Genomic DNA, 25,362 nt, shown 5'->3' with positions numbered 1-25,362 from the left:
TGAGATTCATTCATGACTGCCCCCCACCGTTTTCTCGCCTGGCTGGTGTTGCCGGCGTTGATGTCGTGCAGCTTCAACCTGTTGGCCGCGACGGCCGAGGGCGCGCCCCAAGCCCTGCATTTGCTGGACTACATCGGTGCTGATTACCCGCCGACCGTGGACGCGGGCAGGGTGGTGGACACCTCGGAATACCGCGAGCAGGTTGAGTTTCTTGGGGTGTTGCAAGGTTTGGTGGCGGACTTGCCGGCCAAGCCGGAACGCGCCGAGCTGGTAACGGGCGTCGAAGAACTGCGCGCGGCGGTGACCGCTCGTCAGGACGGTGCCACCGTTGCCCGTCAGGCCCGGCAGTTGGGCGCCAAGCTGGCGGTGGCCTATGAAGTGAGCCAGGCCCCGGCCATTACGCCTGACCCGACGCGTGGCGCACCGCTCTACGCCCAGCATTGCTCGGTATGCCACGGCACCGCCGGCGCCGGCGATGGCCCGGCGGGCGTGGGCCTTACGCCGCCGCCGGCGAATCTACGGGATGCCGCGCGGCTGGATCGCCTGAGCCTCTACGCGATCTACAACACCTTGGGCCTGGGCGTCGAAGGTACCGACATGCCGGCGTTCGCCGATCAGTTGGACGACCGTCAGCGTTGGGACCTGGCCACCTACATCGCCGGGTTTACCGCCGACCCGGCGGCCGCCAAGAGCGAGCAGCCATTCAACCTCGCTGACCTGGCCCGGCGTACACCCAATGAAGTGTTGGCCGCCGACGGCGCCGTTGCTGCCGCGACCTTCCGCGCTCAGCGCGCGCAGCCGCCACAGGTCAAGCGCGGCCCGGCGCAGTTGCTCGACTACACCGCGACGACCTTGGACAAAAGCCTCGCCGCGTACCGCAATGGCGATCACGACCAAGCCTACGACCTGTCGGTAGCCGCCTACCTGGAAGGTTTCGAGCTGGTGGAAAGCTCTCTGGACAACGTCGATGCCAACGTGCGCAAGGACACCGAGAAGGCGTTGATGGCGTATCGACAGTCGTTGCAGGACGGGCTACCGATCGAGCAAGTGCAACAGCGCCTGGACGTCGCCAAGGCCAAGCTCACCGCGTCGGCCGATTTGCTCGGTGGCGATGGCCTGAGCTGGTCGTTGAGCTACATCTCCGGTTTGCTGATCCTGCTGCGGGAAGGCCTGGAGGCGATCCTGGTATTGGCGGCGATCCTGGCCTTCCTGCGTAATACCGGCCAGCAGTCGGCGGTGCGCAGCGTCAACGCGGGCTGGGGTTTGGCGCTGTTGGCCGGTCTGGCTACCTGGGCACTGGCCGCGTATGTGATCGACGTCAGCGGCGCCCAGCGTGAATTGCTGGAAGGGTGCACGGCGTTGTTCGCCAGCGTGATGGTGCTGTGGCTGGGGGTCTGGATGCACGACCGACGCCACGCAGCGGCCTGGCAGGACTACATCAAAAGCAGCCTGGTAGGCGGCGGTGGGCGCTTTGGTTTTGCGGTGCTGGCGTTTTTCTCGGTATACCGCGAGCTGTTCGAAGTGATCCTGTTCTACGAAACCCTATGGCTGCAAGCCGGTCCGGCCGGACATAACGCGGTGCTGGCGGGGGGCGCCACGGCGCTGGTGCTGCTGGTGGGCCTGGCCTGGGTGATCCTGCGCGGCTCGGCGAAGCTGCCGCTGGCGCTGTTCTTCGGTATCAACGCGGCGCTGCTGTGCGCGCTGTCGGTGGTATTCGCCGGGCATGGCGTCAAGGCATTGCAGGAGGCCGGTGTCTTCGGCACGCGGCCGGTGGCGTTCTTTGACTTCGACTGGCTGGGCATCCACGCCGACGCCTACTCGCTGAGTGCGCAGGTGGTGGCGATCCTGGCGATTGTGGTGCTGTACGGCCGAAGCCGCCTGGCCGAAAGACGTCGAGTGGCGGTCTAGACGTGCGCGTGTGGATCGATGCCGACGCGTGCCCACGCGCGGCCAAGGACCTGGTGGTGAAGTTCGCCCTCAAGCGCCAGTTCGAAGTGGTGCTGGTAGCCGGGCAGAGCCAGATCAAGCCTGGCTTTTCCTGCGTGAAATTGATCGTGGTGCCGAGCGGCCCGGACGCCGCCGATGACTACCTGGTGGAACATGCGGTGCCCGGCGAACTGGTGATTTGCAGCGACGTACCGCTGGCTGATCGTTTGGTGAAAAAGGGCGTCACGGCGCTGGACCCGCGAGGCAAGGAGTTCAGCCCGGCAAACATGAGCGAACGGTTGGCGGTGCGCAACCTGTTCACCGACCTGCGTGAACAGGGCCAGATGGGCGGCGGACCACCGCCCCATGGAGAGAAGGACAAGCAGGCGTTTGCCAACGCGCTGGATCGCATCCTCACGCAGTTGATGCGTCAGGAGTGAGCGGGCCTGTAGCGATCAGGCGCTCACTCATCGTTCTCGTGGGTCAACTCCAGCACGCGATCCACCAGTTTGTTGATGCCTGACGCCACCTCGCTGATGTTCTTGCCCAGCATATAGGCGGGCGTGCTCACCAGTTTGCGCGGTTTATCCTCGACGATGTCTTCTACCGAGCACTCCTGATGGGTAGCGCCCATTTTATTGAGGGCGGCCGAGGTATCGGGATCGTTACCGATGGTGCATGTCACGCCCGGCCCATAGATCTTCGCGGCCAGGGCCGGCGAGATGCAGATCAGCCCGACGGGCTTGCTCGCCTCGGCAAAGGCCTCCGCCAACGCCAGTACCTGCGGGTTGACGCTGCAGGCGGTGCCTTCGCTGGCAAAATTCGACAGGTTCTTCGCCGCGCCAAACCCGCCGGGCACGATCAGTGCGTCGAAGTCGTCGACATTGGCCTGGCTGATGTCCTTCACCTCGCCACGGGCGATGCGCGCCGACTCCACCAGTACATTGCGTGATTCGGGCATTTCTTCGCCGGTCAGGTGATTGATCACATGGTGTTGGGCGATATCGGGTGCAAAGCATTGGACCTGAGCGCCGCGCTGATCCAGGCGCAGCAGGGTGATCACGCTTTCTTGGATCTCTGCGCCGTCATACACGCCGCAGCCGGAAAGGATCACTGCAATCTTTTTGCTCATGGGCGTTTCTCCTGAGTTCTTGGCGTTAAATGTCTACTAATTTGTAACCTGTTGCCAATGGGATCTCACAGCACTGCACCTAATCTTGATGTAACAAAAATAGACCGGACTTGCCCATGGACTTCGTGCCTTACGCGGTACCGTTTTTCATTGCCTTGATCGTGGTGGAATTGCTCGCCGACCGTTGGCGCGGCCAGCGCAATTACCGGGTGGCGGATGCCATCAACAGTCTGAGCACCGGTGTGCTGTCCACCACCACGGGCCTGTTGACCAAGGGTGTGGGTGTGTTGACCTATGCCTTTGCCCTTGAGCATCTGGCGCTGTTGGAGTTGCCGGCGCAGAGCCCATGGACGTGGCTGTTCGCGTTCGTGTTCTATGACTTCTGCTACTACTGGCTGCATCGGCTGGGGCATGAGCGCAACATCCTGTGGGCGGCACACTCGGTGCATCACCAGAGCGAGGACTACAACCTCACCACTGCCCTGCGCCAGACCAGCACGGGCTTTTTGCTGAGCTGGATCTTCTACCTGCCCCTGGCTGTGCTCGGTGTGCCGTTGGTGGTGTTTATCAGCGTGGCGTCGCTCAATCTGCTGTATCAATTCTGGGTGCATACGCGGCATGTGCCCAAGCTGGGTTGGTACGAGTGGTTCTTCGTCACGCCGTCCAATCATCGGGCCCATCATGCGCAGAATGCTCTCTACATGGATCGCAACTACGGCGGGGTGTTCATTATTTGGGACCGTCTATTCGGCAGCTTCCAGGAAGAGGACGAAAACGAACCGGTGATCTTCGGCGTGACCACGCCGCTGGCCAGTTGGAACCCGCTGTGGGCCAACCTGCAGTTCTATGCCCAACTGTGCAGCGATGCGCGGCGCACGCACAGCCTATGGGACAAGCTACGCATCTGGTTCATGCGTACCGGCTGGCGCCCGGCGGACGTGAAGGCCAAGTACCCGTTGGCCAAGCCGGACCTGAGCCAGTTCAGCAAGTTCGAGGTGCCGCTGGATGTACGTCAGCAGGTGTACGTGGCCCTGCAATTTGTGGCCTACGCAGGCTTTGGCAGTTACTTGATGAACGTCGGCCAAGGCCTGCCCACGGCAGCGCTGATCCTGGGCTGGGGCGCGATGGCGCTGGGCTTGTTTGCCTTGGGCGTGGCCCTGGAGAATCGTCCCTGGGCATTGACGGCCGAGCTGGTGCGCCTGGCGCTGAACGTGCCGCTGGTATGGCTGGCGCCGTTGGTCGGGCTGTGGCCGGCAAGCCCGTTGGCCTGGCTGGGACTGGCCAGTTACAGCCTGCTCAGCGTGATCGGCCTTTACTGCTGCAGAAGCCGGCTTACTCGACTGGTGTCTTAGGTTGCTCGCTCGGCACCGGTTCGGCAGCGCGCTGGGCTTGCGCGTCGGCGCAGGCCTGACGGGCGATACGCGCATTTTTGAAGCGACGGCGCAGCCACAGACCGAAACCCAGCACCAGCAGCGCGCCCAGCACCCACAGCTCGTACTTCTTGACGCTGCCCAGCATGCCTTCGAGCACCGCGCCAAAATGGTACGCCGCTGCGCCCAGCGCGGCCGCCCAGATCGCGGCGCCGATGCCGTTGAGGATCAGGTAGCGCAGCGGCGGATAGCCGGACAGCCCGATCGCTACCGGCATCACGGTGCGCAGCCCGTAGACGAAGCGGAAGCTCAGCACCCAGATGTCCGGGTGCTTACGGATATGTTCCAGTGCCTTGTCACCCATCAATTGCCAGCGCGGTTTGCGCGCCAGCAGCTTGCGGCCATGCTTGCGCCCCATGTAGTACCAGAGCTGGTCGCCGGCGTAGCTGCCGAAGAAGGCAACGACCACCACCAGATTGATATCCATGTAACCACGGAACGCCAGAAAGCCTGCGAGCACCAGAATGGTTTCGCCTTCGAAGAAGGTGCCGAGGAAGAGGGCAAAGTAGCCGAAGTCATGCAGAAATTGTTGAAGCATGGTCTGGGTGCTGGCGAAATGAACGCGCAGCCTACGCCTTCGCGAACATTCATGAAAGTATCGAGATGTGTCACGAAGTGAACAATTCCTACGGAAACGACGAATGCGACTACAGGTCGCATCGATAAGCACAACTGTCATTCCTTCGTCATAATGGCCGCTTATAACTGCAACGCTCGCCCGTGAACCCGGGCTCAGGAGTCTGTCGTGAGCTTTACCCCTGCCCATCGCCTGTTCCCCGCCACCCGTCTGCGTCGCAATCGCCGTGATGACTTTTCTCGCCGCCTGGTTCGTGAAAACGTGCTGACGACCGGTGATCTGATTCTGCCGGTGTTTGTGCTGGACGGTGAGAACCGCCGCGAAGCGGTGGCGTCAATGCCTGGCGTAGAGCGACTGACCATCGACCTGCTGCTTGAAGAGGCGGCCGGTTGGGTTGAGCTGGGGATTCCGGCCCTGGCGTTGTTTCCCGTGACTCCCGCTGAACTCAAGTCCCTGGATGCTGCCGAAGCCTGGAACCCGGACGGGATAGCCCAGCGCGCCACCCGTGCACTGCGTGAACGCTTCCCGGAGCTGGGAGTGATCACCGACGTGGCGCTGGACCCGTTCACCACCCACGGCCAGGATGGCATCCTGGACGCTGACGGCTATGTCGAGAACGACATCACCGTCGATGCACTGGTCAAGCAGGCGTTGTCACATGCCGCGGCCGGCGCGCAGGTGGTGGCGCCGTCGGACATGATGGATGGCCGCATCCAGGCGATTCGAGAGGCCCTGGAGCTGGCCGGCCACGTCAACGTGCGGATCATGGCCTATTCGGCCAAGTACGCCAGCGCCTACTACGGCCCGTTCCGCGATGCGGTGGGCTCGGCGTTGAACCTGGGCAAGGCTGATAAAGCCTCGTACCAGATGGACCCGGCCAACAGCCACGAGGCCTTGCACGAAGTGGCCGCCGATCTGGCCGAAGGGGCGGATATGGTGATGGTCAAGCCCGGGATGCCGTACCTGGACATCCTTTACCGGGTCAAAGAGGAATTCAAGGTGCCGACCTTCGTGTATCAGGTCAGCGGCGAATACGCCATGCACATGGCTGCAATACAGAATGGATGGTTGAGTGAAGGGGTGATCCTTGAATCCCTGACTGCCTTTAAACGTGCCGGGGCTGATGGCATTCTGACCTACTTTGCCGCCCGCGCCGCCCAATTGCTTAGAGAGCAACAATAGCCCTCACAGGAACACTCGATGAATACCGAAGGACTCTCCGAAGTTGCCGTAAAAGACGCCCACCCGGTGGTGGAGCAAGTCACCGAGACGCCGCCGGAACATGAGCCGCTCGCCCCCGTCGTCGCCGCTGAAGTGCCGGTGCCGGCCCCGGTGGCGCCGGTGGTCAACCTGGATGACAGCAGCCTGTACATCCACCGCGAGCTGTCGCAACTGCAATTCAACATCCGCGTGCTGGAGCAGGCGCTGGATGAGTCCTACCCCTTGCTGGAGCGGCTGAAATTCCTGCTGATCTTCTCCAGCAACCTGGATGAGTTCTTCGAGATCCGCGTCGCCGGCCTCAAGAAACAAATCACCTTCGCCCGTGAACAGGCGGGTGCCGACGGTTTGCAGCCGCACCAGGCCCTGGCGCGCATCAGTGAGCTGGTCCACGGCCATGTGGATCGCCAATACGCGATCCTCAACGATATTCTGCTGCCGGAACTGGAAAAACATCAGGTCCGCTTTATCCGTCGCCGGCACTGGACCACCAAGATCAAGACCTGGGTGCGTCGCTACTTCCGCGACGAAATCGCGCCGATCATCACCCCCATCGGCCTCGACCCCACGCACCCGTTCCCGTTGCTGGTCAACAAGAGCTTGAACTTCATCGTCGAACTGGAAGGCATCGACGCCTTCGGTCGCGACTCCGGCCTGGCGATCATCCCGGCGCCGCGCTTGCTGCCACGGATCATTAAGGTACCGGAAGAGGTGGGGGGCGCTGGCGACAACTATGTATTCCTGTCGTCGATGATCCACGCCCACGCCGATGACCTGTTCCAGGGCATGAAGGTCAAGGGCTGCTACCAGTTCCGCCTGACCCGTAACGCCGACCTGGCGCTGGATTCCGAAGATGTCGAAGACTTGGCGCGCGCGCTGCGCGGCGAGCTGTTTTCGCGGCGTTACGGCGATGCGGTGCGTCTGGAAGTGGCCGATACCTGCCCCAAGCACCTGTCGGACTACCTGCTCAAGCAGTTCAACCTGGGCGAGAGCGAGCTGTACCAGGTCAATGGCCCGGTCAACCTCACGCGCCTGTTCAGCATCACCGGCCTGGACAGCCACCCGGAGCTGCAATACACGCCATTCACTCCGCAGATCCCCAAGCTGTTGCAAAACAGCGAGAACATTTTCAGCGTGGTGAGCAAGCAGGACATTCTGCTGCTGCACCCCTTCGAGTCGTTTACGCCGGTGGTCGACCTGCTGCGTCAGGCCGCCAAAGACCCCCATGTATTGGCGGTGCGTCAGACCCTGTACCGCTCCGGCGCCAATTCGGAAATCGTCGATGCGCTGGTAGACGCCGCGCGTAACGGCAAGGAAGTCACCGCTGTTATCGAACTGCGTGCGCGGTTCGACGAAGAGTCCAACCTGCAACTGGCCAGCCGCCTGCAGGCCGCAGGCGCGGTGGTGATCTACGGCGTGGTGGGCTTCAAGACCCACGCCAAGATGATGCTGATTCTGCGTCGCGAGGCCGGCGAAATCGTGCGCTATGCCCACTTGGGCACGGGTAACTACCACGCCGGCAACGCCAAGCTCTACACCGACTACAGCCTGCTGACCTCCGACGACGCCTTGTGCGAAGACGTCGGCAAGTTGTTCAGCCAGCTGATCGGCATGGGCAAGACCTTGCGCATGAAAAAGCTGCTGCATGCGCCGTTTACGCTGAAGAAGGGCATGCTCGACATGATTGCCCGCGAAACCCAGTTCGCCCTCGACGGCAAGCCGGCGCACATCATTGCCAAGTTCAACTCGCTGACCGACCCGAAAATCATTCGTGCGCTGTACAAGGCCAGCCAGTCCGGCGTGCGCATCGACCTGGTGGTGCGTGGCATGTGCTGCCTGCGTCCGGGGATCGTCGGGGTTTCGCACAATATCCATGTGCGGTCGATCATTGGCCGCTTCCTGGAACACACCCGCGTGTTCTACTTCCTCAACGGCGGCGAAGAGCAGATGTTCCTCTCCAGCGCCGACTGGATGGAGCGCAACCTCGATAAGCGCGTCGAGACCTGTTTCCCGGTGGAAGGCAAGAAGCTGATCATGCGGGTCAAGAAGGAGCTGGAAAGTTATCTGACCGATAACACTCACAGCTGGAGCCTGCAGTCCGACGGGCGCTACGTGCGCAACACCCCGACCGGCAACCAGAACCCGCGCAGCGCGCAGGCGACGTTGTTGGAGAAGTTGGGTAGCCCGATTCTGGCGGTGAACTAGCAGACAATAGTGTCTGAAAATGTGGGAGGGGGCTTGCCCCCTCTCACATTTATTTTCGGTGTTCTCTAGCGCAGGTTCAGACTGAACCCCACCCGCGTCAGCCACTCCGCTTCCTGGGCAAAATCGGCCTGGGTCAACTGGTTTTCATCCAGCCAGCCTTTGGGGAACATGACTTCCAGGCTGTCGCCATCGGCCCGCAGTTTTACCTGGGGCATTTCCTGGGTACCGCGGATGTGGTGGAACAGGATCGCAAAGCGCAGCAGCACGCACAGTCGAATCAGTTTGATGCCATCGTCACCGAACTCCGCGAATTTGTCCTTGGGGATATTACGGCGATGGCCGCGCACCAGCAGCGCGAGCATCTGCTGGTCTTCCCGGGAGAAGCCGGCCAGGTCCGAGTGCTCGATCAGGTAAGCGCCGTGCTTGTGGTAATGGTAGTGAGCGATATCCAGGCCCACTTCATGCACCTTCGCCGCCCAACCCAGCAGTTCGCGCCAGACGCCGTCCTGCAGGTCCCAGTCCTCGGCCACCTGGTCGAAGGCATGCAGCGCCTTGCGTTCAACACGGGCCGCTTGCTCCAGGTCGACGTGATAACGCTCCATCAATGAGCTGAGGGTGCGTTCGCGCACGTCTTCATGGTGGTGGCGCCCCAGCAGGTCATACAGCACGCCTTCGCGCAGGGCGCCGTCGCAATGATCCATGCGTTGCAGTTCGAGGGCGTCGAAAATCGCTTCCAGAATCGCCAGGCCGGCCGGGAAAATCGTGCGGCGGTCGGGTTTGATGCCATCGAAGTCGATCTTCTCGGCATCCCCCAGCTTGAACAGCTTGCGCTTGAGCCACGCCAGGCCTTCGGCGTTGACCTCGCCGGTGCCATGCCCACCCGCCTTGAGGGCCAGGCCGATGGCGCGGATGGTGCCGGACGAGCCGATCGCCTCATCCCAGGTCAAGCGGTGCAGCGCGTGCTCGATGCTCATGATCTCCAGGCGCGCCGCCGTGTAGGCCTGGGCGTAGCGCGCCGGGGTGATCTTGCCGTCCTTGAAATAACGTTGGGTGTAGCTGACGCAGCCCATCTGCAGGCTTTCGCGCAGCAGCGGTTCGAAACGCTGGCCGATGATGAACTCGGTGCTGCCGCCACCGATGTCCGCCACCAGGCGTTTGCCGGGAGTGTCGGCGAGGGTGTGCGACACGCCGAGGTAGATCAGGCGTGCTTCCTCACGACCGGAGATGACTTCCACCGGGTGGCCGAGAATCTCTTCGGCGCGGCGGATGAACTCGACACGGTTGCGCGCTTCGCGCAGGGCATTGGTACCGACGATTCGAACGGCGCCCAGCGGCATGCCGTTGATCAATTGAGCAAAGCGCTTGAGACAATCGAGGCCGCGCTGCATGGACTCTTCATTGAGCTGGCGGGCATCGTCGATCCCGGCAGCCAGTTGCACTTTCTCGCCGAGCCGTTCGAGGATGCGGATCTCACCGTTCTGGGCCTTGGCCACGACCATGTGAAAGCTGTTGGAGCCCAGGTCGATGGCGGCGATCAGGGACAGATTCTTGGCTTGGGATTGCGGCATGGTTTGGGGGTCTCGGTCGATAACCTGACCATCGTGCCACGATCGACCGCTGACGCCAACGCGTAGCGCTGCGGGAATGTCACAGAGGCGGTCTGTAAGAACTTGCCGTAGGACCTATAGGTCTTCCTTTCGTAACTCTGTTACGTCTTCGTTCGGTGTCGTAGGAATCTTTTACTTTGACGGGTGATAGTGCTGTTTATGATTTCACCTACAGCTGGAAGGACAGTGTCCCGTTTGTTGTTTTGTTTAAGCCTACTGCTGTGGGGCTTTAAGCCGACGATTTATTTTTATCACTCCCACAGTTATTGAAGTCTCGTCTTATTTTTCGCCCCGTTGCTAAAGGAACAGACTGTCACTCGGCAATTTTGCCGTGGCGTTATTTATTTGTTGTTTTTCCTGATTACAACAATAAATGCGCCTGACAACTTTAAGTGACAGGTCAACTATGAAAAGAATTGTTGGATTGACTTTCGGGATCGCATGCCTGGCTGCGGCCCTCAATGCTCACGCAACCACCGGCGCCGAACTGATCGTCAGGGGTACGATCAAACCGGCCGCATGTAATCTCAGCCTGAGCGCAGGTGGCATTATTGACTACGGCAATATCCCTTCCGGCTCATTGCTGCCAACGGCATTCAACCCACTGTCGCCAAAAACCGCGCCCCTGAGTGTCAGTTGCGGCACCACTCCAGCCAAGTTCGGCTTGAGATTCGTCGATCTGCAGGCCAGCAGCAAGGTGACGGGCATCCTGGGGGCTCTGGGTACGGGCTATACCGAGGCGCACAACTATGGCCTGGGCACCGTAGCTGGTCGCAAGACCGGCGGTTTCGCGATTAACCTCAAGGACCTGCGTACGTCCAGCACCACCCTTTATCCCATCATGCGTGTCGGTACAACGGGTACCTGGCAGAACTCGGACGGCAAGGTTGCCCAGTCGCCCAGCCAGTACTCGTGGCGCAATGGCGCGACCGTGACTCCGGCGTCGATCACCCAATTGACCGGAACCCTGGAAGTGAGGGCCGTCATCAATAAGGGGCAGGACTTGGATCTGGGTCGCGATACCGTCATTGATGGGCGTGCGACGCTTGAGCTGAGTTACATCTAAAAAGCGATTTAAAAACAGTCGATCAGACACCTTCGGTATTTCTGTTCGACTGTTTTTGTGTGGGCGCTCGACGGCCAATAGTTAACTTGAACGACGCGGGGAACACTGAGTGCTTAGTCTTTCGATAATAAATAGTGCGCGCGTGTTATGTGCCGGTTTGTGCCTGTGGGTTACCGGCGCTGCGGTAGCTGACGGTATGTTGCCGGAAACTACAATAGTTGTGCTTCATGAAGAGCAGGGCGAGGCCACAATCAACATTAAAAATACCGATGCGGCGCCAGCGCTGCTACACGCCGTCATTGAAAACGTGCCCGAAGACAGGGAAGCGCTGCTGGTGGTGACGCCGCCCATTTCGCGGGTGGAGGCAGGTGAAACCCAGTTGGTGCGCTTCATCAGCACCGCCACGGCGCCTCTGAAAACCCAGCGGTTGAAGCGCGTGTCTTTCGAAGGTATCCCCCAGGCCCGTGCAGCGGGCGGTGCGACCATCGGTATCACCTTGCGCCAGAATTTACCGCTGATCCTGCACCCGCGCGGGCTTGCGGTGCACCACTCTCCCTGGGAACTGCTGAAGTGGAAGCGCTCGGCGGAGCAGCTCGTGGTGTCCAATGACAGTGCCTACGTCGTGCGCCTGGCGCCGGAGGTGCTGCTGCTGCCACACAAGGCCCTGGCGACATTGCCCCGCACTTATATCCTGCCGGGCGAAGTGCTGACGGCAACGGTAGAGGGGCGCCTGGAAGGCGTGTCGGCTGTCGAGATCCAGCCGGCCACGGTCTACGGCTTTTCGGCGGACAGTTACCAGGCGTCGGTCAGCGCCGACGAGGGTTGATCAAGCCATGAGCAACCTGTCGAATAACCGGCGCGCGGCACCTTCCTGGGCGTGTCGACCGAGCCTGCTTGTGGGCGTCGCGACGTTATGGAGCTTGCCTGGCGCTGTGCCTGCACTGGAACTGGGCGAGGGATTCGACCTGGCGGCGCTGACCACCCACGGTATTGACCCGAAAGTCTCCGATTACTTCCGCACGGCGGCGCGTTTTCGCGAAGGTGTCCAGGTGGTCGGCCTGCGGGTCAATGGCAACCCGCTTGGGCTGGTAGATGCTCGTTTCGACGCCCAGGGGCAGTTGTGCTTTACCGCGGATTTGCTGGATAAGGCCGGGCTGGTCAAGCCCCGCGCCCTCGTTCGAGAAGGGGCCAAGGCGGAGCAGGGCTGTCATGATTTTCTCGCCGATTTCCCCGCCACCATGGTGCGGCTGCGGCCCGGCAGCGATGAAGTCGCATTGGTGGTGCCCACGCAGTCGTTGCGCGAACCGCAATGGGAGAGCGGGCAGTTCGCCACGGGCGGTGCCGCGGGGTTGTTCAATTATGACGTACAAGGCTTCGATAGCCACTCGCGCAGCGGCACCAGCCAATTCGTGTCGGCGTATACGGAAGCAGGTTTCAACGTCGGTGACTGGATCGTTCGCAGTCGCCAGTATTACGTTTCCGACAATGGCAAGGCCCGCACCGAGCACCAGAGTGCCTTTGTACAGCGGGATATCGCGGCGCTGCAGTCGACTTTTCAAGCCGGTCAGATATCCAGCAATAACCCTCTGTTCGGCGGCCTCCAGCTGTCCGGCGTGCAGTTCTCGCCGGATGGTCAATCGCGCGTGCCGGCGGGCAGCAACAATGCGGTCGTGGAGGGGCTGGCCCAAAGTCAGTCGCGGATTGAAGTGCGCCAGTCCGGCGCGTTGATCCACAGCACGCTGGTGCCCCAGGGGCCTTTCCGGCTCACGGGGCTGCCGTTGCTCAACGGCACCAGCGACCTGGAGGTCAGCGTGATTGATGTGCGCGGTGGCAAGCGCAGTTTCGTGGTGCCGGCAGCGTCGTTTGCCGGGGCTGCGCCTGCGGCGCCGGGCTATTACTTTTCGTTGGGTAAGGTGCGTGAGCAGGCCGCTGACGCAGCGCCGCCGCCGGTTGTTGCCATGGGCGGCGGCACCTGGGGCCTGGGGCGCGATTCATCGGCGGGCTTTGGTTTGTTGAGCACCGAGGACTACTGGTCGGCCGGTGGCACCCTGAGCAGCGTGTTTTTCCAGCGGGTTTCGGTGGGCGCGCGTCATAACCAGTCCCGAGACAGCCTCAATGCCATTTCCGGGTCTCGCAGCAGCGTGAGCGTGAGCAGCCCGGTGCATGCCAACATAGACCTCAACCTCAGCGCCACCACCCAGACCCAGGGGTATCGCGAGGTGCTGGAGGCGGGTCGTCCGGTCAAATCCGGCGACTTGGATTCGCGCTTCAAGAATCAGTACACGGCAGGCGTGAGTTGGCTCGATCCCACGCTGGGTGCCTTTTCACTTGGCTACACCCGTGGCGCTCAATTTGACGGGCAAGCGGCAGAGCACCTGTTCGCTTCCTGGAACAAGTCGTTCAGATACGCCGACGTTGGCTTGATCGCCGATTCGCAGGTCGGCGGCACCCGAGCACGTCGTGACGCCGGCACCGGCGGCAACCGGCGCGACTCGACGCTCGACGATGACCTGTTCGTGCGACTGCAGGTCAGCGTGCCGCTGGGTGGGGATCGTCGTGTCAGCAGCTACGTCAGCCGCCGTGGGCAGCAGTCCCGGACGGGTTCGGCGCTCACCGAGCGGGTCAACGATTACGTGAACTACGACATAGGCGTGGAGCGTGACCTCAGTGCGCGCGAGCAAACATTGCATGGCCAGTTGAACCTGATGCCACGGTTTACCCGGATGGGGCTTGGGGTCAGCCACGATTCGCAAGGCAGTACTTATTCCGGGCAGTTGCAAGGCGGTGTCGTCGCTCACGGCGGCGGGGTGACCTTTTCGCCCTACACCGTGCAGGACACCTTTGGCATTGTCTCGGTCGGCGACATTGGCGCTGCCAGAATCAGCACTCCGCACGGGCCGGTATGGACCGACTTCAGCGGGCAGGCGGTGATCCCGGGCTTGCCGGCGTATACCGATAGCCGAATCGAAGTGCAGACCCAATCCCTGCCAAAAAAGGTGGATTTGAAGAACGGCACCAAAGTACTCGCCGCCAGCCGCGGCTCGGTCAATAACGTGGCATTCGATGTGGTGAAAGTGCGTCGTATGTTGGTCACCGGTCGCGATGAGCAAGGCCGACCGCTGCCCCAGGGGGCTTCGGTGTTCGACAAGAACAACCGCTTCCTGACCAGCGTGGTGGGCGAGGGCATGATTTTCCTGAATGACGCGGAGGACTCACAGGAACTGCGGGTTTCAGTGTCGCAGGCTGCCACGTGCCTGCTCAAGCTCACGCCCGGCACCCAGCCGGACCATGACAAGTTCTACGAAACGACATCGGCGGTGTGCCATGGTGGTTAAGCTTAAAACGTTGGGCGGCGCCCTGTTCTTTGCGGCGTTGATGACTCCGGTGGCGCAGGCGCAGGACTGTCGGCTGTCATTGAACCAATCGACGCTCGACTACGGTGTGATTCGCCATGAAACCGTACTGGGCACACGCCTGCTGCACTTGAGTGTCCTGTGTACGCAGCCTTCCGCCATTGCCCTGCGTTTCAGCGGCGCGGGCGATGCGGAAGGTTTCCGCTTTGGGCAGCAGGGGCGGTTCCGATTGACGCTTAAACATGCCCAAGTGGACGGGCGCGCCATCGATTGGTCGGGCGCCCATCTACCCGGTGACTCCAGCGTTGCGCCGTTGCCGCCGGGCCAGGTGCTGGTGGCGCGGGCAGTTGGGAAGCGCTTGATCGCCCAGGTCGAAATCGAGGTCGACTTGCCCGCCGACGCCTTGCAGGTACGCAACCATGTCGTGCTGGAGGGGCGTGGCAGCTTCGAACTGGTCAGCCCGACTGTTCCACTGAGCCGATGAAGTTGGCGAACTCGGGGGTTCGGGGGTGGGCGAATAGCTGCTTTGGGTCGCCTGCTTCATGCACCTTGCCCTGGTGCATGAATACCAGCTTGTCGCCGACTTCCCGAGCAAAGCGCATTTCGTGGGTCACCATGATTAATGTCATGCCGTCCTTTGCCAGTTGGCGCACCACGCTGAGCACTTCATTGACCAATTCCGGGTCCAGGGCCGAGGTGATTTCATCGCACAGCAGCACCTTGGGTGACATGGCCAGGGCGCGCGCGATAGCCACGCGCTGTTGCTGGCCACCGGACAGCCGATCAGGGAAAGCGTCGAACTTCTCGCCCAGGCCCACGCGCTCCAACATCTGCCTTGCCAGCTGTGCCGCCTTGGCCTTGGGCACTTTCTGTACCACCTGCGGCGCCAGCATGACGTTCTCCCCCACGGTCAGGTGCGGGAAAAGGTTGAATTGCTGGAATACCATGCCGACCTTCTGCCGCAGGCTGCGCAGGTCGGCGCGGGCGGCGTCGAGGTATTCACCGTCGACTTCGATCACCCCATCGTTGATCGACTCCAGGCCATTGAGGGTGCGCAGCAAGGTGGATTTGCCCGAGCCACTGCGGCCGATGATCGCCACCACCTGGCCTTCTTCTACCGTCAGGTCGATGCCCTTGAGGACGTGATGATCGCCGTAATACTTATGCAGGGCGGAAATTCTAAGCAGAGGCATGCAGTCTCCTTTCCAGGTAGCGCGCGCTGAGGGACAGGGGGTAGCAGAGCAGGAAGTAACCAAGGGCCACCAGGCCATACACCATGAAGGGTTCGAACGTGGCGTTGGCGAGCATGCCGCCGGTCTTGGTCAGTTCGGTGAAGCCGATAATCGAGGTGACCGCCGTGCCTTTGACCACTTGCACGGAGAATCCCACCGTCGGCGCTACCGCAATGCGCAGGGCCTGGGGCAGGATCACGTAGCGCAGTTGCTCAAGCGGGTTGAGGGCCAGGCTGGCCGATGCTTCCCATTGCCCATGGGCGATGGAGTCGACGCACCCGCGCCAGATCTCGGCGAGGTAGGCGCTGGTAAACAGCGTCAGGGCAATCGCGGCCGCCAGCCAGGGCGATATATCCACACCGAGCAGGGCTATGCCGAAAAACACCAGGAACAACTGCATCAGCAGCGGCGTGCCCTGGAACAGTTCTATATAGAGGCGCGCGATATTGCGCGTAAACGCCGTGCGGCTGATGCGCAGGATCATCACCAGCATACCGATCACGCCACCCCCTACGAATGCCACCAGCGACAGCAACAGCGTCCATTGCAGGCCGGCCAGCAGGTTGCGCACGATGTCCCAGAAGGAAAAATCACTCATCGGCTGTTCCTCATCACAAAACGGCGGCCGATCCAATTGAGCAACTGGCGAATCATCAATGCCATGCACAAGTACACCAGCGTGGTGAGGGCGTAGGTTTCAAACGCACGGAAATTGCGCGACTGGATAAAGTTGGCGGCAAAGCTCAGTTCTTCGGTGGCGATCTGCGAACACACCGCCGAGCCCAGCATGACGATGATGATCTGGCTGCTCAGGGCCGGCCACACCTTGCCCAGCGCGGGCAGCAGCACGACGTAGCGGAAGGCTTCGAAGCGGGTCATCGCCAGCGCGGCGGCGGCTTCCAGTTGACCGCGAGGGATGGCCTGGATGCCGGCACGGATGATCTCCGTGCAATAGGCTCCCAGGTTAATCACCATCGCCAGCACGGCGGCTTGCCATTCGGTGATGTTCAGGCCCAGTGAAGGCAGGCCGAAAAAGATGAAGAACAGCTGTACCAGAAACGGTGTGTTACGGATCAACTCGACGTAGACGCCAAAGACCCAGGCAAAGGGCTGGATTTTCCAGGCGCGCACCACGGCGCCGACGGTGCCCAGTGCCACCCCCAGGATTGCGCCGATGGCCGTGAGCTCCAGGGTAAAGAGCGCGCCGCGCAACAGCAGGTCGGTATTGGCCAGTACCGGCACAAAGTCAAATTGGTACGCCATCAGTCAGCTCCGTCGCTTCAGAGATCGGCGGGCAGCGGCTCTTTCAGCCATTGCATCGCATTCTTCTCCAGGCTGCCGTCAGCCTTCGCCGCGACCAGGATCTGATTGACCTTCTCCAGCAACGCGGGCTCGTTTTTGTTCACGCCCACGTATACCGGCGAGTCCTTGAGCTTCACTTTCAGCGCCGGTACGCGTTTGGGGTTGCGCTCGCTGATCGCCACCATCACCACGTTGCCGCTGGCGATCAGGTCGACCTGCCCGGCCAGATAGGCGGCGATGGTCGAATTGTTGTCTTCGAAGCGCTTGATCGTGGCTTCCTTGGGCGCCACGGCAGTCAGCTCGATGTCTTCGATGGCGCCGCGGGTCACGCTGATGGTCTTGCCCTTGAGGTCATCGGTGCTGCCGATGGCTGCCTCAGGCGGGCCGAACACGGCCAGGTAGAAAGGCGCATAGGCCTTGGAGAAATCGATGACCTTCTCGCGTTCGGGGTTTTTACCCAGGCTGGAGATCACCAGATCGACCTTGCCGGTGGTAAGGAAGGGAATGCGGTTGGTGCTGTTGACCGGGGTCAGCTCCAGCTTGACCTTGAGTTGATCGGCCAGCAGCCTGGCGGTGTCGATGTCCAGGCCGCGGGGTTTCATGTCCGGGCCGACCGAGCCGAACGGCGGGAAGTCCTGCGGTACCGCGACCTTGAGGGTGCCACGGGCGACGATATCGTCCAGCCCGTCGGCCATGGCAGGCGCCTGGCTCAGCACCAGGCTGGCAAACAGGGCAGTGAGCAGGGCGCGGTAGCGCTGGGTCATGGCAACTCTCCGAGAAGGCGAAGGAATATTCTGTAAGTGGCATATGCCAAGTGCACAGCCCATGCCAGCCGTGGCCGATCGTCCTGCAAGGCTGGGTTTTACTGGCGCGCAGTGGTCTTACTGGTCTGAACAGTGAGCGGATTTTTCGCACCCTTTTCGAGCGCCGGCAAAACCTCGCGAGCGCCTTTGGGGCGTGGCTTGCCGCCGACTGCGAATAGCTTTACAACTAGCCGCTCAGTCGACTGAAACCTTGAGTTTTTATGAATTCCATCGCCCAAGCGGTACCGGAAGCGGCTCTGCAGGCCATCCGCAAACTCATCAAGGAGCAAGGCTTCGGCCCGGGCGATGCGCTGCCGTCCCAGCGTGACCTGGCGGTGCGGTTGGGGGTGAGCCGAGCGTCGTTGCGCGAAGCGTTGTCGACCCTCAGTGCCCTGGGTGTGGTCAGTGTGCAGCCGGGCAAAGGGGTGTTCGTACACACCTCACAGGAGACCCCGGGAGTTGTCTGGCCTTTTGCGGCGCAGGTCACACCGCTGGAGATTTTCCAGCTGCGCTATGCCCTTGAAGGGTTTGCCGCGGGCCTGGCGGCGGTCACGCTGAGCATCGATGAACTGGACAGCCTGCAAGATAACGTCGAGGCGATGCGCAAGGTGCTCAAGACCGGTGACTTCGACGCGGCCGCGCGGCTGGATTTCGAGTTCCACCAGTGCATCCTGCAGGCCAGCGGCAACCGGGCGATGGTCAGTATTCTGAGTGCCAGCGCGGAGGTTTTTCTGGAAAGTCAGAAACTACCGTTCATCCGGCCGGAACGAGCCATGGAAACCTGGCAGGAGCACCGCAGGATCCTTCGCGCCCTGGCGCGGCGTGCCAGTACCGCGGCACAGAAAACCATGCAGGAGCATGTACGCAACGCGGCGTTACGCACCGGCATCGCTTTCGTGACCCCTGCCATTTAATGCGCCGGGCAATGTGCAAACTCACTTACCACCATAGCAAGACTCAATCAGAGGCGGCTTCCTGAACGGGGGAAGGGCGGCTATGATGGGCAACGTTTTTTTTGCTTACAATCCGGAGACATCCATGAGCAACGATCTTATCAAGCACGTCACGGACGCGACCTTTGACGCTGAAGTACTCAAGGCTCAAGGCCCGGTGCTGGTTGACTACTGGGCTGAATGGTGCGGCCCTTGCAAAATGATCGCTCCGGTCCTGGACGACATTGCAATGGCCTACGAAGGCAAACTGACCATTGCCAAGCTCAACATCGACGAAAACCAGGAAACCCCGGCCAAGCACGGCGTGCGCGGTATTCCTACGCTGATGCTGTTCAAGAACGGCAACGTTGAAGCCACTAAAGTCGGCGCGCTGTCGAAGTCTCAGTTGCAAGCTTTCCTCGACGCCAACATCTAAGCGTCGTCAAAAAAGCCCCGCAATTGGCGGGGCTTTTTCGTAAAGCAGGGCTAGACGCTCCGAAATTCAGGTGTTACATTCGGCCCCGCACTGGTTTCTCCACTGCCCCCTGCAAGCCGTCGCCGACGCATTCCTTTCGATTAGTACGCGATCCTGTCGCCTTCTCCGCGGCGCGGCCTCATTAAGCCAAAAGCTTAATTTCCCCCTCCATAAATGATTACGTCATTCCTATATGAATCTGACTGAACTCAAGCAAAAGCCGATTACCGACCTGCTCCAATTGGCCGAAGAAATGGGCATAGAAAATATGGCCCGTTCGCGCAAGCAGGACGTGATTTTCTCCCTGCTGAAAAAGCACGCGAAAAGCGGCGAGGAAATCTCCGGTGATGGCGTGCTGGAGATTCTCCAGGACGGCTTCGGCTTCCTCCGCTCTGCAGACGCTTCCTATCTCGCCGGCCCTGACGATATCTACGTCTCGCCGAGCCAGATCCGCCGCTTCAACTTGCGCACCGGTGACACCATCGTTGGCAAGATCCGTCCTCCTAAGGAAGGCGAGCGGTATTTCGCCCTGCTCAAGGTCGATACGATCAACTTCGATCGTCCCGAGAACGCGAAAAACAAGATTCTCTTTGAGAACCTGACGCCGCTGTTCCCCACCGTGCGCATGAAGATGGAAGCCGGTAACGGTTCCACCGAAGACTTGACCGGCCGTGTGATTGATCTGTGCGCGCCGATCGGCAAGGGCCAACGCGGCCTGATCGTCGCGCCGCCGAAAGCCGGCAAGACCATCATGCTGCAGAACATTGCCGCGAACATTGCACGTAACAACCCTGAAGTTCACCTGATCGTGCTGCTGATCGATGAGCGTCCGGAAGAAGTGACCGAAATGCAGCGCACCGTGCGCGGCGAAGTGGTTGCCTCGACGTTCGATGAGCCGCCAACCCGCCACGTGCAGGTTGCCGAAATGGTGATCGAGAAGGCCAAGCGCCTGGTCGAACACAAGAAGGACGTGGTGATCCTGCTTGACTCCATCACCCGTCTGGCCCGTGCCTACAACACCGTGATCCCGAGCTCCGGCAAGGTATTGACCGGTGGTGTCGACGCCCATGCCCTGGAGAAACCGAAACGTTTCTTCGGTGCCGCGCGGAACATCGAAGAAGGCGGCTCGCTGACCATTATCGCCACCGCGCTGGTTGAAACCGGCTCGAAGATGGACGAAGTGATCTACGAAGAGTTCAAGGGCACCGGCAACATGGAACTGCCCCTGGATCGCCGTATTGCAGAAAAACGCGTCTTCCCGGCCATCAATATCAACCGCTCCGGCACCCGCCGCGAAGAGTTGTTGACCGCCGACGACGAACTGCAACGCATGTGGATCCTGCGCAAGTTGCTGCATCCGATGGATGAAGTGGCCGCCATCGAGTTCCTCATCGACAAATTGAAAACCACCAAGACCAACGACGAGTTTTTCCTGTCGATGAAGCGTAAGTAACCCGACGTTTCAGGTCCGAAAAAATGGCGCCCACACAGGGCGCCATTTTTTTGCGTCGAGATTCAGTCTTTTTTATGGCATAAGTGTCCGTTAAGTAACAAAATTTGTACGCGCGACTACGCTCATTCCTTTCGTCACAGACTGACCCTATTTCTTATGACCACTCTTGCTTACCGCAGAGACATTGACGGCCTGCGTGCCATCGCTGTCCTTGCAGTCGTGTTGTTTCACTTCGGAGTGCCTGGCATCACGGGCGGTTTCGTTGGGGTTGACGTGTTTTTCGTCATTTCCGGCTTCCTGATTACTTCGATTATCTGGCGTGAGCGTCAGGCCGGGCGCTTCAGTTTTATCGACTTCTGGGCGCGGCGCGCGCGTCGCATCCTGCCCGCGCTGTTCGTCATGATGGCGGCAACGCTGATCCTCGGCTGGTTTCTGCTGGCTCCCAAGGATTACGAAGAGCTGGGGCGATCTGCGCATTATCAAGTGACCTTTACCTCCAACCTGCTGTTCTCGCGCCAGCATGGGTATTTCGAAGCGGCCTCCGACATCAAGCCTTTGCTGCACACATGGTCGCTGGCGGTAGAAGAACAGTTCTACATCGTGTTTCCGCTCCTGCTGATGCTGCTTTCGAGTCGACTCAAGCATTGGCGCCTGGCGCTGCTTGCGGTATTGCTGGTGTCGTTTGGCATGAGTGTCTGGGCGGTCGAGCATCAACCGCAGAAAGCGTTTTTCCTGCTGCATCTACGGGCCTGGGAGTTGTTGGCCGGCGCGATGCTGGCGGTGATGCCCAAGCGCGACTGGCGCGCCTCGCCGCTGCTGGCGCAGGGCGTCAGCCTGGTTTCCATGGGGTTGATCCTGATCGCGGTACTGGGCTACGACGCGACGACCTCCTTTCCTGGCGCGACCGCGCTGTTGCCGGTGCTGGGTGTGGTCGGCTTGATCTGGGCCAATGGGCAGCAACACACCTGGGTCGCTCGCCTGTTGAGTTCACGGGTGATGGTAGGCATCGGGCTGATCTCGTACTCGTGGTACCTGTGGCATTGGCCAGTATTCGTGTACGCCAGCTATGCCGCCGTGGATGGTTTGAGCGCGCTGGAACTGGCCGGCTTGATGCTGCTCTCGCTGGTGCTGGGCTACCTGTCCTGGCGCTTTGTTGAGACGCCGTTCCGGGAGAAGCGCTTGCTCGCCGGGCGCCAGGCGATTCTGACGACGGCCCTGGTGGGTATTTTGTGTCTCGGCCTGACCGGCCTGGCGATCCGCAAAGCCGACGGCGTGCCTTCGCGGTTGCCGGAGCAGGCGTTGCGTTTTGCCCAGGCCAAGAAGTGGAGCCCGGATTTACTGGCCTGCATGGCCGACAAAGACACGCCCGATGAGCGACTGTTCTGCCATTTCGGCCCGAATGGCCGCTCCGTCTCGGCGCTGGTATGGGGCGACAGCCACGCCACCGCACTGATCCCAGCACTTAAGGACGGCGCCGACCGGCATGACCTCAGTCTGGTGGAGGCCAGTTTTGCTGGCTGCATCCCGTTGGACGGCCTGGAGAACATCGCCCGCTGTGCGCATTTCAATCATCGCGTCGAGAAGGCCATGGCCGAGAAACGGTTCAGCGATGTAGTGCTGGCGGCGCGCTGGAGTCTGTATGTCTATGGGCAGATGTCCGGCGACAAGGAGCACGCACTCAAGGACCCGAGCACAGGCAAGTATGTGCGTGCCGTGGCTGAGCAGCGATTCGCCGAGGGCTTGCGCGAGCGAGTGCGGCAATTGCGCGCCGCCGGACACCGGGTGTGGCTGGTCAAGGAAGTGCCGCTGCAGAAAATCATCGTGCCTTACCGTCTGAGTCGCCTGGCGATGATGAACCGCCCCGTGGCCGACGAAGGGCTACCGGTCGCCGATCATCTGGAGCGCCAGGCTTTCATTGCTCGTGTGTTCGAGGAGCTGGCGGCGGCGGACACCGGCGTCACGGTGCTGGACCCTGCGCCCTTGCTCTGCGGTGCCGACGGTCTATGCCGTGTCGAACTCAATGGGCGCGCCCTCTATACCGACGATAACCACCTTTCCGAGGTCGGGGCGCGCCACGTCGAGGCGTTCCTGGAGCCGTTGTTCCGTTCCCTGCAATCACGCGAGGTTACGGCCAATTAAGCTGCCAGCCTGCTTCAGAGCAGGTAGGATGTACGCCTATTTTACGGGTGGCATGGTTAATGAAATTCAAGGATCTTCGGGATTTCGTGCAGCAACTTGAGCAGCGCGGAGAGTTGAAACGTATCCAGATGCCGATTTCCCCGGTGCTGGAAATGACTGAGATTTGCGACCGTACCTTGCGTAACAAGGGCCCGGCGCTGCTGTTCGAAAAGCCGACCGGCTTTGATATCCCGGTGCTCGGCAACCTGTTCGGCACGCCTGAGCGGGTTGCCTTCGGGATGGGCGCAGAGTCGGTCAGCGAGCTGCGCGAGATCGGCAAGCTGCTGGCGTTCCTCAAGGAACCCGAGCCGCCCAAGGGCTTGAAGGACGCATGGTCGAAGCTGCCGATTTTCCGCAAGATCATTGCCATGGCGCCCAAGGTGGTCAAGGACGCCGTATGCCAGGAAGTAGTCATCGAAGGGGATGACGTCGACCTGGGCATGCTCCCGGTGCAGACTTGCTGGCCCGGCGACGTCGGCCCATTGATCACCTGGGGCCTGACCGTCACCAAGGGCCCGAACAAAGACCGCCAGAACCTGGGCATCTACCGCCAGCAGGTCATTGGCCGTAACAAAGTCATCATGCGCTGGCTGAGCCATCGTGGCGGTGCCTTGGACTTTCGCGAATGGTGCGAAAAACATCCCGGCCAGCCTTTCCCGGTGTCCGTGGCCCTGGGCGCGGACCCGGCCACCATCCTCGGTGCCGTGACGCCGGTGCCGGACAGCCTCTCCGAATACGCCTTCGCCGGCCTGTTGCGCGGTAACCGCACCGAGCTGGTCAAGTGCCGCGGCAACGACCTGCAGGTGCCGGCCACGGCGGAAATCATCCTGGAAGGCGTGATTCACCCCGGCGAGATGGCCGACGAAGGGCCCTACGGCGATCACACCGGCTACTACAACGAAGTCGACAGCTTCCCGGTCTTCACCGTCGAACGCATCACTCATCGGATCAAACCGATCTACCACAGCACCTACACCGGCCGTCCGCCGGATGAGCCGGCCATCCTTGGCGTCGCGCTCAATGAAGTGTTTGTGCCGATCCTGCAGAAGCAATTCCCCGAGATCACCGACTTTTACCTGCCGCCCGAAGGTTGCTCGTACCGCATGGCCGTCGTAACCATGAAGAAGTCGTACCCAGGCCATGCCAAGCGGGTCATGCTGGGTGTATGGTCGTTTTTGCGACAGTTCATGTACACCAAGTTCGTTATTGTCACTGACGACGACATCAATGCCCGGGACTGGAACGATGTGATCTGGGCCATTACCACGCGCATGGACCCCAAGCGCGACACGGTGATGATCGACAACACGCCGATCGACTACCTCGACTTCGCGTCGCCGGTGTCCGGTCTGGGTTCGAAGATGGGCCTGGACGCCACTCATAAATGGCCGGGTGAAACCACCCGTGAGTGGGGTCGGGTCATTGTCAAGGATGCAGCCGTGACCGCACGTGTCGATGCGATCTGGAAAGAATTGGGAATAGATTGATGCGTGTAACCCTGCAACCTTCCGGCGCCGTACTGGAGCTGGTCCCCGGCGAGCGAATCCTCGAAGGCGCGCGCCGCCTGGGCTACGAGTGCCCCCAGGCCTGTCGAAACGGCGTATGCCACGTGTGTGCCGCGCTGCTGGTGGAAGGCCGGGTGCGGCAGGCGGGTGAGGTGCGGGACCATGGTGAGTTCTACACCTGTATCGCCGAGCCGCTGGAAGATTGCGTGGTGTTGTGGGACGGCGTTCTCGCGCCAGGAGAATTACCGTTGCGCCAATTGGCCTGCCAATTGAGCGAGTGCGTGGAGGTGGGCGGCGATGTATGGCGGGTACGCCTGCGTGCGCCGGCCGGCAAGGCGGTGCGCTACCACGCCGGGCAATACCTGATGATCGAACGGGATAACGGCGAAAAATCCGCCTTTTCCCTGGCGTCCGCGCCCCATGCCGGGCGCGAGCTGGAACTGCATGTGCTGGCCCGCGAAGACAGCGCACGCAATCTGCTGGCCCAGTTGCAGCGCGACCGCATGGCGCGCGTGGAGCTGCCGTTTGGCGATACCCACCTGGCCGAGCTGCCCGACGGCCCGCTGGTGTTGATCGCGGCGGGCACCGGCATGGCGCAGATGCACAGCCTGATCGAGCATTGTCGGGCCTCCGGGTTCAAACACCCGGTGCACCTGTACTGGGGAGTGCGTCGCCCGGAAGATTTCTATGAGATCGAGCACTGGGCTCAATGGCAGCAACTGCCCAATCTGTTCCTGCACAAGGTTGTCAGCGATCTGTGCGGGTGGGAAGGGCGTTGCGGTCTTTTGCATGAAGCGGTGTGCGAGGACATCCACGACCTGAAGACCGTACACGTCTATGCCAGCGGTTCACCGGCGATGATCTACGGTACGTTGGATGCGCTGGTGGAGGCCGGCATGGACGCGCACCAGATGCGCGCTGACGTATTTGCCTACGCCCCCCGGCCCTGAGTGGGAGGGGGCTTGCCT

The 25,362-nt window shown here is 61.2% G+C and carries 22 protein-coding genes; 15 read left to right on the top strand and 7 right to left on the bottom strand.

The genetic code is table 11. The annotated features are described in order from the left end of the window. Nucleotides 1–12: 12 nt before the first annotated feature. Complete coding sequence (locus PSH94_RS24905) at nt 13–1,908, top strand: FTR1 family protein (RefSeq protein WP_305435974.1); 1,896 nt, start codon at nt 13–15, stop codon at nt 1,906–1,908. Nucleotides 1,909–1,910: 2 nt separating this feature from the next. Continuing rightward, nucleotides 1,911–2,366, top strand: coding sequence for a YaiI/YqxD family protein (locus tag PSH94_RS24900; protein ID WP_181076357.1), 456 nt, complete (start codon nt 1,911–1,913; stop codon nt 2,364–2,366). A gap of 23 nt (nt 2,367–2,389) precedes the next feature. On the opposite strand, the gene elbB is transcribed toward PSH94_RS24900, so the two are convergent. Then, nucleotides 2,390–3,058, bottom strand: a complete 669-nt coding sequence (elbB, locus tag PSH94_RS24895) for an isoprenoid biosynthesis glyoxalase ElbB (protein ID WP_305435973.1) — start codon at nt 3,056–3,058, stop codon at nt 2,390–2,392. A 116-nt stretch (nt 3,059–3,174) separates the two neighbouring features. Between elbB and PSH94_RS24890 the strand changes: the two genes are divergently transcribed. Then, the gene (locus PSH94_RS24890) at nt 3,175–4,410 is read left to right on the top strand and encodes a sterol desaturase family protein (RefSeq protein WP_181076359.1); all 1,236 of its coding nucleotides are present in this window, start codon (nt 3,175–3,177) and stop codon (nt 4,408–4,410) included. Here PSH94_RS24890 and PSH94_RS24885 read toward each other — a convergent pair. After that, a complete protein-coding gene (locus PSH94_RS24885) occupies nt 4,391–5,026 on the bottom strand; it encodes a DedA family protein (protein ID WP_181076361.1) in 636 nt (211 codons plus the stop codon). The two genes, PSH94_RS24890 and PSH94_RS24885, sit on opposite strands and share 20 nt — an antisense overlap. Before the next feature lie 207 nt (nt 5,027–5,233). Between PSH94_RS24885 and hemB the strand changes: the two genes are divergently transcribed. Then, the gene (hemB, locus tag PSH94_RS24880; protein ID WP_181076362.1) at nt 5,234–6,247 is read left to right on the top strand and encodes a porphobilinogen synthase; all 1,014 of its coding nucleotides are present in this window, start codon (nt 5,234–5,236) and stop codon (nt 6,245–6,247) included. Between the two features lie 18 nt (nt 6,248–6,265). Next, nucleotides 6,266–8,488 carry a polyphosphate kinase 1 gene (gene ppk1, locus PSH94_RS24875; RefSeq protein ID WP_253509761.1) on the top strand — a complete coding sequence of 741 codons (2,223 nt, stop codon included), beginning with the start codon at nt 6,266–6,268 and terminating at the stop codon, nt 8,486–8,488. 65 nt (nt 8,489–8,553) lie between these two features. On the opposite strand, the gene ppx is transcribed toward ppk1, so the two are convergent. Beyond that, complete coding sequence (gene ppx, locus PSH94_RS24870) at nt 8,554–10,056, bottom strand: exopolyphosphatase (RefSeq protein ID WP_181076365.1); 1,503 nt, start codon at nt 10,054–10,056, stop codon at nt 8,554–8,556. A gap of 445 nt (nt 10,057–10,501) precedes the next feature. Between ppx and PSH94_RS24865 the strand changes: the two genes are divergently transcribed. The 4 genes from PSH94_RS24865 (at nt 10,502) to PSH94_RS24850 (ending at nt 14,998) form a co-directional block, all read left to right on the top strand. After that, nucleotides 10,502–11,161 carry a DUF1120 domain-containing protein gene (locus tag PSH94_RS24865; RefSeq protein ID WP_305435972.1) on the top strand — a complete coding sequence of 220 codons (660 nt, stop codon included), beginning with the start codon at nt 10,502–10,504 and terminating at the stop codon, nt 11,159–11,161. Between the two features lie 196 nt (nt 11,162–11,357). After that, nucleotides 11,358–11,987 carry a fimbria/pilus chaperone family protein gene (locus PSH94_RS24860; RefSeq protein WP_305435971.1) on the top strand — a complete coding sequence of 210 codons (630 nt, stop codon included), beginning with the start codon at nt 11,358–11,360 and terminating at the stop codon, nt 11,985–11,987. Nucleotides 11,988–11,994: 7 nt separating this feature from the next. Beyond that, entirely contained in the window at nt 11,995–14,496 is a 2,502-nt protein-coding gene (locus PSH94_RS24855; RefSeq protein ID WP_305435970.1) for a fimbria/pilus outer membrane usher protein, read from the top strand. Then, nucleotides 14,486–14,998: a hypothetical protein gene (locus tag PSH94_RS24850; RefSeq protein WP_305435969.1), complete on the top strand. Its 513-nt coding sequence runs from the start codon at nt 14,486–14,488 to the stop codon at nt 14,996–14,998. The genes PSH94_RS24855 and PSH94_RS24850 overlap by 11 nt, the downstream gene beginning before the upstream one ends. Here the strand turns inward: PSH94_RS24850 and PSH94_RS24845 are convergent. From PSH94_RS24845 to PSH94_RS24830, 4 genes are read right to left on the bottom strand one after another with little or no spacing between them, the layout of a single operon-like run. Then, nucleotides 14,970–15,707 carry an amino acid ABC transporter ATP-binding protein gene (locus tag PSH94_RS24845; RefSeq protein WP_181076373.1) on the bottom strand — a complete coding sequence of 246 codons (738 nt, stop codon included), beginning with the start codon at nt 15,705–15,707 and terminating at the stop codon, nt 14,970–14,972. The two genes, PSH94_RS24850 and PSH94_RS24845, sit on opposite strands and share 29 nt — an antisense overlap. Continuing rightward, nucleotides 15,694–16,344 (bottom strand): amino acid ABC transporter permease, encoded by a 651-nt coding sequence (locus PSH94_RS24840; RefSeq protein WP_305435968.1) that lies wholly within the window; start codon nt 16,342–16,344, stop codon nt 15,694–15,696. Before PSH94_RS24840 ends, PSH94_RS24845 begins: the two co-directional genes overlap by 14 nt. Then, entirely contained in the window at nt 16,341–17,009 is a 669-nt protein-coding gene (locus PSH94_RS24835) for an amino acid ABC transporter permease (RefSeq protein ID WP_181076376.1), read from the bottom strand. Before PSH94_RS24835 ends, PSH94_RS24840 begins: the two co-directional genes overlap by 4 nt. 17 nt (nt 17,010–17,026) lie before the next feature. Beyond that, the gene (locus tag PSH94_RS24830) at nt 17,027–17,812 is read right to left on the bottom strand and encodes a transporter substrate-binding domain-containing protein (protein ID WP_181076378.1); all 786 of its coding nucleotides are present in this window, start codon (nt 17,810–17,812) and stop codon (nt 17,027–17,029) included. Between the two features lie 260 nt (nt 17,813–18,072). On the opposite strand from PSH94_RS24830, the gene PSH94_RS24825 reads away from it, so the two are divergent. The 6 genes from PSH94_RS24825 to PSH94_RS24800 all read left to right on the top strand — a co-directional run bounded on the left by PSH94_RS24825 (nt 18,073) and on the right by PSH94_RS24800 (nt 25,344). Further along, complete coding sequence (locus PSH94_RS24825; protein ID WP_181076379.1) at nt 18,073–18,765, top strand: FadR/GntR family transcriptional regulator; 693 nt, start codon at nt 18,073–18,075, stop codon at nt 18,763–18,765. A gap of 124 nt (nt 18,766–18,889) precedes the next feature. Continuing rightward, entirely contained in the window at nt 18,890–19,219 is a 330-nt protein-coding gene (gene trxA, locus PSH94_RS24820; protein ID WP_253509756.1) for a thioredoxin TrxA, read from the top strand. A 232-nt stretch (nt 19,220–19,451) separates the two neighbouring features. Further along, nucleotides 19,452–20,711 (top strand): transcription termination factor Rho, encoded by a 1,260-nt coding sequence (gene rho, locus PSH94_RS24815; protein WP_003176825.1) that lies wholly within the window; start codon nt 19,452–19,454, stop codon nt 20,709–20,711. A 156-nt stretch (nt 20,712–20,867) separates the two neighbouring features. Beyond that, on the top strand, nt 20,868–22,850 hold the full coding sequence (locus tag PSH94_RS24810; protein ID WP_305435967.1) for an acyltransferase family protein: 1,983 nt from the start codon (nt 20,868–20,870) through the stop codon (nt 22,848–22,850). A gap of 59 nt (nt 22,851–22,909) precedes the next feature. Beyond that, nucleotides 22,910–24,376, top strand: coding sequence for a 4-hydroxy-3-polyprenylbenzoate decarboxylase (gene ubiD / locus PSH94_RS24805; RefSeq protein WP_034101397.1), 1,467 nt, complete (start codon nt 22,910–22,912; stop codon nt 24,374–24,376). Beyond that, nucleotides 24,376–25,344: a CDP-6-deoxy-delta-3,4-glucoseen reductase gene (locus tag PSH94_RS24800; protein ID WP_181076384.1), complete on the top strand. Its 969-nt coding sequence runs from the start codon at nt 24,376–24,378 to the stop codon at nt 25,342–25,344. The genes ubiD and PSH94_RS24800 overlap by 1 nt, the downstream gene beginning before the upstream one ends. The last annotated feature ends 18 nt before the right edge of the window (nt 25,345–25,362 follow it).

Origin of the sequence: Pseudomonas sp. FP2254 (assembly GCF_030687695.1) — a bacterium.
Taxonomy (GTDB): Bacteria; Pseudomonadota; Gammaproteobacteria; order Pseudomonadales; family Pseudomonadaceae; genus Aquipseudomonas; species Aquipseudomonas quebecensis.
This window is presented reverse-complemented; position numbering and strand designations above follow the sequence as displayed.